Here is an 8,740-nt window from a genome sequence, read left to right as displayed (position 1 = left end):
TGTCACGAGCTTACAGCCGATTATTGAGTCTTTTACCGCCCCTGGCGCGATTGTGTTAGATCCTTTTGCGGGCAGCGGTTCGACCTGCGTCGCCGCCTTACAGGCCGGACGCCGTTACATCGGCATCGAGCTCCTTGAGCAGTATCACAAAGCAGGACGCGCCCGTCTTATGACGGTCCAGCGTGCCATGCAACAACCTGCCGCAAATGATGAATGGCTACCGGAGGCTGCATAATGAACTACGACGGATTTGAAGGACTACGTGCCGACGTAGCGGCACTTGCAAACGCCATGTGCGATTTACGCCAGACGCTCAACGGGCTTGAGCAGCAATACAACTACCAAGCTGAATCGCTGCCGGTACTTTTGGCATCGCAAACCTTACGCCGTATCAATGCGTTATATCTCAAAGCGTATTGCGAAGTGTTAACCCTCGATGAATCTTTTAAAGATTAGGAGACAGTCATGTACGGAACACGACAACACATTTGCGCGCAACTTGAAGAAGGCTTTTCTGCCGATGCGCCGCTGGCGCTCCTTATCTGGACCGCCGACGATATGGCGGCGTTTGCCGAAGGTTGGGATCTCTCACTCAACGACGAGGAAGTGCAAGCGGTGTTAGCCAAAATTGGTGCGATAGACGATCACCATTTAAACGGTGTGGGGGCCGACCTTGCGGGAAATTTGCTCAATGAGGTGAAGGATGAACTGCATCAAGTCACATTGCCGGCCAGCCTGTTAACCCGCGTGGTGACGTTAGCCGAGCAAGCCATCTGGCCGAAAGAGTGGCAATCCCGAGACGAGAACCGCGAGATCCCCGAAGGGATGCAGCACAAACTTAACGACCTGATCCAGATACGCAAATTGTTGCAGTCTTAATCGTTATTCACGCCGCCGTGCGCGGCGTGAATGCCCCTTTGATTTGAGGTGCTTCATATGCACGAAAATAATGAAAATACCGCACTCAACGCCCTGATTTGCTATCACGGTAGGGCGCTGATGTTAGCGCAGGGATGGCCTGCCCATATTGATGTGGTCCAATGCTATCCGGGGCGCTGGCCGGGTTGGATAAGCATTTACGGACGATTGAACGCCGCCGAGCTGGTTCCGGTCTTGAAGCCATATATCAACCAGACGTTGGCCCCCATGCGCTATTGGCTTGAAGATGCGATCAACAAGCTGACGGGAAGCCCAGCCGAGCTGGTGCTCTACGGCAACCGATATGCGCAAGAGCCCATGCTGCCGGGGGATACCACACAGATTGCTATTCCCTTTGCCGCGCAATGGCTCACGCAAGAGGAACTCACGACCGTTCTAACGTGTCTGCGTGAGGCGATTAATGCGGTATGTGCGCAGGTTTTGGCGGATTCGCGTTGCATTCAGGCCGCGCTAACGTCAACCGGACAAACGGTGTTTGAGCGCTGCACCCGCCGTTTTCGGCTTGTCGCCAAAGAGAGTGACCAGCCGGGCTGGTTGGATGAAAACGACGATACGCTGCCCGAAGTGCTCGACGCCATCCTTAACAAAGGCGCGCGGTTTGGCGCTATTGAGCTGTATCTGGTGTGTGAATCAGTTGAGCATATTCTTTCCCACGGTCTACAAGAGGATGTGTTGCGTTTGCCTGAATGCCCCCCTCGCCAATGGTTGGATTGGACGGTGCTACACGACGTTATCATTGAGGGCCGGCGTGAAATGAATAGCCTGCGCGATGCGCTGGCCTCGGAGAGATCATCATAAAGGAGGAGGGGCGTTGCCCCTCTTTTTTTCGTCTGACACAGGATAAGGACGTCGCAGGCTCGGCTATCTATCGGCCAATCCCCGCAGGCTTGACCGGACAATAAACCGCTCTCTGTTATTGCGGTGTTGTGACGGCTAACGCCGTGCCGCAACTTTAGCCCTGACGTGTCCGATGCAAGGGAAGATTAACCGCCGTCGCTATTTATGCCTCTTCCCTGCGTGATTTTCCCGTCGTTCGTGCGCTCAAGTTTCGCGCTCTCACCGTTCAACTCCCGCCGTCCAGAGGCCATGTGTGGAAGGGCGGCGCCCTTGCATCCGCCACTCGTTGCAGGGCTTTCGTATCGGCACGGCGTAAGCCGGAACGATGAACCCTGAAACGATGGAGGATAAGCCGATGAAAATGTTAGCGAATGCAAAATGTGTAGCCCGTCACGCCCGACTGGATTTTTTACCCATGTTGTTTGGCGATGATTTTGTGCTGGCAGAGCAGCACATGTTCAATTACGCCCAGCGCTTTTGTTGTGACTATGACGGCGGTTTCTGGCAGTTCTACACGCTGCCCAACGGCGGCGGTTATATGGCACCAAACGCCGAGCGCGTGGTGTTTTCATCTCTCAATGGCTTTGAAGCTGAAATCAGCGGTGACGCCGCAGGGATGATTTTGACCGCGTTGGTACTTAACCATCGTTGCTGGCTGCATCACGAGCAGGGCGACGACGAACTGGCTGAACATTTCATTTTACGGGCGGAGCAGTTGCGCAGGGCCATTGACGACCATCCTGAATCCCACGCGATTTGGCTGGCGTTGGATTAACCGCCGTGGGGCGCGTTAACGCGCCTCCTTCATCGAATCGGAACAACATTTAACGAGAGGATAGAACGATGTACGGAAAGGTGAATGAAGTTTGTGCTGACTTGCTACGTGAGTTTTCGCCACAAGACAATATTGCGTTACTCATCTGGACGCCGCAGGCCGTGCTGGAGTTCAGTGAAGATTTAGACCCGACGGAAGACGAAGCTTTGTATATTTTGCAGGAAATCGGGGAAACCGACGAGGACGCGCATCAGCGCTATGGGATTGGCGAGACCTTTGTACGAGAAACGTTGATGATGTACCGCGAAGAACAGCAAAACCAAAAAGCCATCACCGTACCCTATGAGCTTTTGTCAGCGTTAATACCCTATATTGATGCGGGAATGACCCACGCGGCGCAAAAAGGCAATGGCGTACCGCTAGACGGGGATTATCTGCGGCTTGAGCGACTTAACGCCTTGTTGGCAATGGGGTAAATATTATCGCCGCTCGAGTGGATAGGGCGGCTATATCTTCTTGCCGTGTGCTGCTCTGTCAGCGCGCGAAAAACCCCGTGTGCGCCTGTGGCGCACGGGAAGAGAGGCGGTGCTAATGCACCGCTCACCTTCCCGTTTCGTGTCAGGGTAGCGTGTTATGTTCTGTTTCCATACTGCCTATTGCTGCTCTTCTTCCTCTTTATTCTCTTCTTTATCTTCTGTTTCCTTATCTTCTTTTGGATAAGCATCTTTCTGCTGTAGGTTTTTTTCTCTTTCCTCCTCAAACAAACCAATAACGGCCTATGGGGCACCGAAGGCGTGCGCCGTTCCGGCACACGACGACTGACACAACTAGTCGCGCCCAAAAAAACCGGGCACGCCAAGTTTTACGCAGCCACGAAACGTGTCTGCGCCCATGCGGGGTAGAGCCGCTGCTTGGCAAGTCAACAGCACCGCTTGCTGTGACCAGTTGGTCACGCCGCTTTCACTGCCGGCGAGGGAACTGCCGGCGCTAAGGGGCAATGCCGTTTCGCGCCCGCGCGTTTCGTCATTGCGGCGGGTTCCTGCTCATCAACGCTGGCTGATTTCCCCCCTTTGAGTCCGAACGCCGGGGCTGAGATAACCACAACGTGTTGGAGCGGTCCAGGGACGGCAAAGCCTTGCGCAATAAATTTATTTCGGCCATTTCGCAAGCTCCATTAGACCGAAATAAATTTCCCGCTCACCCCGGACAGCTCCCCCACGCAGTGCTGATTGACGCCCCTGCGGCGTACGGCTCTCAAACGGGTGAAGGTAACAACCAGCGGGAGCGTGCAGCAGGACCCCGCAAAACGTCAAAACCGCGGCCCCGGCAACTCAACGGGTGATGGTTTTAAAAGGCAAAAAATCAACGGATATCAGGAGAGACACTATGGCGAGCAAAGGCGTTAACAAAGTGATTTTAGTGGGAAATTTGGGTCAAGAACCCGAGGTGCGTTACATGCCGAACGGGGGCGCAGTCGCTAATTTATCACTGGCCACCTCAGAAACATGGCGCGATAAGCAAACGGGCGAACCAAAAGAAAAAACCGAATGGCATCGCGTTGTCGTGTTTGGCAAGTTGGCTGAAATCGCAGGGGAATACCTGCAAAAAGGTTCACAGGTTTATATCGAGGGGGCTTTGCAAACCCGTAAGTGGACTGATACGCAAGGGGTAGAGCGTTACACCACCGAAATTATCGTCAACGTGGGTGGCACAATGCAAATGTTGGGCAATCGACGCGAGGCCAGCCCATCCCCCGCACCGCAGATCAGCGGTCAACAACAGGCAGCGGCTCCCGCAGCGAAGAAAGACAGCAAAGGCAAAAAATCCAAGGCCGCCGCACAGCCGGAACCTCAGCCGCAGAGCGGGGAATTCCCGCCGATGGATTTTGACGACGATATCCCATTCTGAAGATGACCTGCCCTGCGAGAGCGGGGCTATAGACACTCAACTGGAGCCGCACAGTGAACAACGATATGCCTGTTTTACCCGATGGTGAGTGTACCCGTCAGCAAGCGGAGGCCATCGTCGCGTATTACCGCAATGTCACCATCGAGGACGACCAAGGGACGCATTTTCGTCTGGTTATCAGGAACAAGGAGGGGCGCTTGCTTTGGCGTGTTTGGAGTTTTGAACCCGAAGCAGGTTTTGACGATATGAATCGTTATTTAGCCAGCGATGGCATTAAGCAGTAGTAAAAGAGGTGCCGGATGCTAGGACATCCGGCAGACATTAATCAACACTATCGAGGTATCAATCATGTCAGAGATGAAGTCTAAAGCACCCCGCAGTGCGAGTAAAGCGAGCAAGAAAACTACCCCAGCGGCACAGGCCGATGCTGCCAACACCGCGCTGCGTGATATTCCCGTTTCTATGGTTAGCGTGAGTTCACTCGTCCATTCGACGCTGAATGTGCGCAAACAAGCCCCTGATGCGGCAAAACTGGCAGAGCTTGCCGAGAGTATTAAAGCGGTTGGCGTCTTGCAAAATCTGGTGGCATTTACGCAGACCGATGGCGTGTTAGCCGTCGCCGCAGGGGGACGCCGTTTAGCCGCGCTGCAACAGCTTTTGGCGGAAGAGGATATTGATAACGACTATCTTGTCCCTGTCAAAGTGGTGTCTGAAGATATGGCAGTGACGCTGTCACTCACTGAAAACAGCCATCGTGAGGATATGCACCCCGCCGACCAAATCCACGCGTTTATGGCTCTCAGTGAGTCCGGCAAAACCGCCGCGCAAATCGGCAGCGTTCTTGGCTATACCACGCGCCATGTACAGAAATGCCTACGGTTAGCGGGGATGGCTCCGGCATTACTTGAGGCACTGGCCACCGATACTATCAACCTCGATCAGCTGCAAGCCCTGTCCGCTAGCGAAGACCACCAACGCCAGTTGAATGTATGGCAGAACGCGCTTGCGGGATATTCCTATGAGCAACGACCGGATGCGCTACGCCGCGAGGTGCTGTGTGATGAGGTATCGGCTGAAAACAACCATCAATTGACGTTTGTTGGGCGTGAGGCTTACGAACTTGCGGGCGGGGATTTTCGCTATGACCTGTTTACTGATGAAGGCTTCATCACTGACCCCGCATTACTGGAACGATTGACGCGCGAAAAACTCCATGCGACCGCCAAAGAAATTGCCGATGTTGAGGGCTGGAAGTGGTCAGAAGGCCGTTTGTCGATGATCCGTCCCTACGGCGAAGATGCGCAGCAGTATCGTCTTGAACCCCAGCCGAAAGCAGAATTAACCGCAGAAGAACACACCCAAATTGTGGCATGGGAAGCAGAGCGAAACGCGCTTGAAGACACGGAGGAGAATATCGAGCGTGTCCTGCAACTCAATGAAAACATTGAGTTGCTCACGGAACAGGCAGAGAACCGTGCATGGCTTTATGTCGATCGTATTCGGGGCGGCGTGGTGGCCTCGCTGACGGAGGGTGTGCTCTATATCCAGCGCGGGGTCATGTTACGTGTTGAGGTTGAAAAAGTGCAGCAGGTGGCAGACCAAACGGCGCTATCCCCGCTTGAAACCAAACCCAAAAACGATGAAGAACATCAGCGCGACCCCGTCGAGGCTATCAGTCTCCCACTGCTCACCAAGGTGTCGTCAGAGCGTACATTGGCGGTACAAGCGGCGCTGATGCAGCAGCCAGAGAAATCAGTGGCACTGCTTGCTTGGACGCTTTGTCTGAATGTGTTCGGCAGCGGCGCGTATAACAAACCTGCGCAAATTTCGCTGACCTGTAAGCATTATTCTCTGACAAATGATGCTCCGTCCGGTAAAGAGGGGACAGCATTTCAAGCACTGATGCAGGAGGGGCAACGCCTTGAAGCCCTGCTTCCACAGGGTTGGACACAGGATTTCACGACCTTTTTCACACTGAATACCACTGACCTGACAGCGTTGCTCAGTTTCTGTACGGCTTGCAGCCTTGACGGTGTTCAGACCCGAGACATGGGGCATACCTCGCGCAGTCCGCTCGATGCGCTAGAAACCGCGCTTGATTTTCATATGCGCGACTGGTGGCAACCGACGAAAGCCAACTTCTTTGACCATCTTAAAAAGCCGCAAATCATTGATGCCTTGAACGAAGCAGGGCAAACAGGTGCAGCGCGTGACGCCGACAAGATGAAGAAGGGTGACGCCGCCGAGCTGGCTGAAAACAAAATGGAGAGTAACCGTTGGGTGCCCGTCTGGATGTGCGCGCCTGATGCACAAAAGACGGTATCTGATGCACAGAACGATGTTGATACTCATATTGCGAACGCTGCCTAACTTGGAGACGCTGCCCGAAAGGGCAGCGGTTAACACATGAAATTTATTGGAACGCTGTTAAGAACATCCGAGTTAGACGCGATGAGCGCCGACGAACTGGAACAGTTTGCCGAACGCGGGCAAGACTATCGCCATATTCTGTCGTGTTCGGTGCTCAATGCGCTGAAGGCACCAGAAGGGTGCATCGTCGAAGCTGAATATGGCAGTGAGTTTGGTGGACTATACCCTGTCACGCTACGGTTTGCGCCAGAAGGAGAGTCGCCAGCGGTGGAGTGGTATGTGTCGAGTGCGGGAACCGAATGTGATGGCTGGTCAGCTTGTCGAGTTGATAGCGCCGGTCAGGTCACTGACCTGTATTTTGATGTACATTTTCTGCCCGATAATCTTAACGCGCTGTTGTCAAACGAAGCCCAGCATTATCAGGAGGTGGCCGCATGATCCCCAATCATCTCGCATTAATTCCGCATAACGTTCATCAGTTTGCGGCAACGCAGGCCATTATCGATGTCGAGCGCAAGCAGCAGCGCGGCACGCAACTCGGACAACATCCTTATGCGCGAGCATTATTTCGTTACTTACGCGGCGGTGCTATGCGGATCACAGCGAAAGATATTCGCTTTGCGGCGGGAGACTACGCCCCCAAAGAGCGTGGCGGGGCGTCCAAGTCGGACTATATCGCCGCCCTAGACAAACTGATAGAGACACGGGGCATGGATTGCCCGTTGCCGCTGTCGGACAGCACGGTTAAGCAGTATTTTCCCGATGAACACTACCGACTGTCAGAACGCAAAAATCGCCAATGGGAACTGCGCTTCACTCGCGTTGACAAGATTGAGGCCAAACAGCGTCAACAAAAGCGCCGCCGCTATCAAACTCAGGTGGCACAGGCGCAAATCGAGCTGGCGTTTACGACGCCGAGCGAGTTGGCTGCGTGGTATAAACGTCAGGAGCGACATGGGATTTACGATGATGACCTGATTGAAGCTGTCTACACATGGAGCCAGCGTTTTTGCGACATGAACAGCAAAAAATTTCTATCTGGACAGCCTCTATGGGCGATATTGCAGGCTATGCATGACGAACTCTCTGTTCGAAGCGAACCTATGCAATGGATAGATTGGATGTTGCTCAACAATAAGCTTTGCCAGGGTGTCCGGTAGACAAACAACGACAAGCGCTGCTGTGGCTTCGCCACGGCGGCGCTCTTCACTTTACATCACACTGTCTTAAATTCCTTCATCAATAGTCTTCTTAATATCTAGATTTACTCTAGTTCTCCTGCTGTTCCTGCCAGCTTACATATTTCTCGTTTAGACCCAAAAACAAAGCAAACGCCCTTGGGGCACCGAAGGCGTGCGTCGTTCCGACCCACGACGACTGACACAACTAGTCGCGCCCAAAAAAAACGGGCACGCCAAGTTTTACGCAGCCACGCAACGTGTCTGCGCCCATCCGGGGTAGAGCCGCTGCTTGGCAGGTCAACAGCGTCGCTTGCTGTGACCTGAAGGTCACGCCGCTTTCACCGTGCCGACGATAGGACTGTCGGCATTCTGTTGTCGCCACGTCGTTCCGTCGTGTCGAGTGTGTTCATTCTCATGCCCACTCGGTGCGGTATCTCACGGCCAGCCCTCACGCGGAGGGCTGGGTTTAGCACCATCCCCGTTCTAAAAACAAAGGAAAATAAATGCCGCAAGCGGCCCTTTGTTTTTAGCTCAGGTCTGTCGCAACTTCGCCCATTGCCGCGAGAGAACTCACCGAGAGATGACATAACCACCTAAGGAGAAAATCAGCATGAACACACAAAACGTCAACGTCAAAACCACCGCTCCTGAATCTTCCGAAAGATGGGGGGTAAACCCTGAAAAACGTCTTGCTCGAAAATGAAAACCTACGGCGGCAGGTTATGCCGTC

At 53.8% G+C, this 8,740-nt stretch carries 11 protein-coding genes; all 11 read left to right on the top strand.

All coding sequences use genetic code 11. The features are described from left to right. On the top strand, positions 1-235 hold a 235-nt coding region (locus M988_RS21805; RefSeq protein ID WP_282956182.1), incomplete at its 5' end, for a DNA methyltransferase. Beyond that, positions 235-456 (top strand): hypothetical protein, encoded by a 222-nt coding sequence (locus M988_RS21800; protein ID WP_064575709.1) that lies wholly within the window; start codon positions 235-237, stop codon positions 454-456. The genes M988_RS21805 and M988_RS21800, both read left to right, overlap by 1 nt. A gap of 9 nt (positions 457-465) precedes the next feature. Beyond that, positions 466-879, top strand: coding sequence for a DUF1380 family protein (locus tag M988_RS21795; RefSeq protein WP_064575902.1), 414 nt, complete (start codon positions 466-468; stop codon positions 877-879). A gap of 57 nt (positions 880-936) precedes the next feature. Further along, entirely contained in the window at positions 937-1,737 is an 801-nt protein-coding gene (locus M988_RS21790; protein ID WP_064575899.1) for a hypothetical protein, read from the top strand. A 394-nt stretch (positions 1,738-2,131) separates the two neighbouring features. After that, entirely contained in the window at positions 2,132-2,551 is a 420-nt protein-coding gene (locus M988_RS21785) for an antirestriction protein (protein WP_156518199.1), read from the top strand. A gap of 68 nt (positions 2,552-2,619) precedes the next feature. After that, positions 2,620-3,027, top strand: coding sequence for a DUF1380 family protein (locus tag M988_RS21780; RefSeq protein WP_064575896.1), 408 nt, complete (start codon positions 2,620-2,622; stop codon positions 3,025-3,027). A 910-nt stretch (positions 3,028-3,937) separates the two neighbouring features. Continuing rightward, on the top strand, positions 3,938-4,459 hold the full coding sequence (locus tag M988_RS21770; RefSeq protein WP_064575889.1) for a single-stranded DNA-binding protein: 522 nt from the start codon (positions 3,938-3,940) through the stop codon (positions 4,457-4,459). A gap of 65 nt (positions 4,460-4,524) precedes the next feature. Continuing rightward, on the top strand, positions 4,525-4,743 hold the full coding sequence (locus M988_RS21765) for a DUF905 family protein (RefSeq protein WP_064575927.1): 219 nt from the start codon (positions 4,525-4,527) through the stop codon (positions 4,741-4,743). Between the two features lie 64 nt (positions 4,744-4,807). Continuing rightward, the gene (locus tag M988_RS21760) at positions 4,808-6,829 is read left to right on the top strand and encodes a ParB/RepB/Spo0J family partition protein (protein ID WP_064575886.1); all 2,022 of its coding nucleotides are present in this window, start codon (positions 4,808-4,810) and stop codon (positions 6,827-6,829) included. 36 nt (positions 6,830-6,865) lie between these two features. Continuing rightward, positions 6,866-7,267, top strand: coding sequence for a conjugation system SOS inhibitor PsiB family protein (locus M988_RS21755; RefSeq protein ID WP_064575882.1), 402 nt, complete (start codon positions 6,866-6,868; stop codon positions 7,265-7,267). Then, on the top strand, positions 7,264-7,989 hold the full coding sequence (locus tag M988_RS21750) for a plasmid SOS inhibition protein A (protein WP_064575879.1): 726 nt from the start codon (positions 7,264-7,266) through the stop codon (positions 7,987-7,989). Before M988_RS21755 ends, M988_RS21750 begins: the two co-directional genes overlap by 4 nt. Positions 7,990-8,740: the final 751 nt, after the last annotated feature.

Origin of the sequence: Hafnia paralvei ATCC 29927 (assembly GCF_001655005.1) — a bacterium.
Classification (GTDB): Bacteria; Pseudomonadota; Gammaproteobacteria; order Enterobacterales; family Enterobacteriaceae; genus Hafnia; species Hafnia paralvei.
This window is presented reverse-complemented; position numbering and strand designations above follow the sequence as displayed.

Excerpts from the sequence above, each read along its gene's own strand:
- M988_RS21800 (WP_064575709.1), top strand. The coding sequence starts at position 235 with ATGAACTACGACGGATTTGAAGGACTACGTGCCGACGTAGCGGCACTT.
- M988_RS21795 (WP_064575902.1), top strand. The coding sequence starts at position 466 with ATGTACGGAACACGACAACACATTTGCGCGCAACTTGAAGAAGGCTTT.
- M988_RS21790 (WP_064575899.1), top strand. The coding sequence starts at position 937 with ATGCACGAAAATAATGAAAATACCGCACTCAACGCCCTGATTTGCTAT.
- M988_RS21785 (WP_156518199.1), top strand. The coding sequence starts at position 2,132 with ATGAAAATGTTAGCGAATGCAAAATGTGTAGCCCGTCACGCCCGACTG.
- M988_RS21780 (WP_064575896.1), top strand. The coding sequence starts at position 2,620 with ATGTACGGAAAGGTGAATGAAGTTTGTGCTGACTTGCTACGTGAGTTT.
- M988_RS21770 (WP_064575889.1), top strand. The coding sequence starts at position 3,938 with ATGGCGAGCAAAGGCGTTAACAAAGTGATTTTAGTGGGAAATTTGGGT.
- M988_RS21765 (WP_064575927.1), top strand. The coding sequence starts at position 4,525 with ATGCCTGTTTTACCCGATGGTGAGTGTACCCGTCAGCAAGCGGAGGCC.
- M988_RS21760 (WP_064575886.1), top strand. The coding sequence starts at position 4,808 with ATGTCAGAGATGAAGTCTAAAGCACCCCGCAGTGCGAGTAAAGCGAGC.
- M988_RS21755 (WP_064575882.1), top strand. The coding sequence starts at position 6,866 with ATGAAATTTATTGGAACGCTGTTAAGAACATCCGAGTTAGACGCGATG.
- M988_RS21750 (WP_064575879.1), top strand. The coding sequence starts at position 7,264 with ATGATCCCCAATCATCTCGCATTAATTCCGCATAACGTTCATCAGTTT.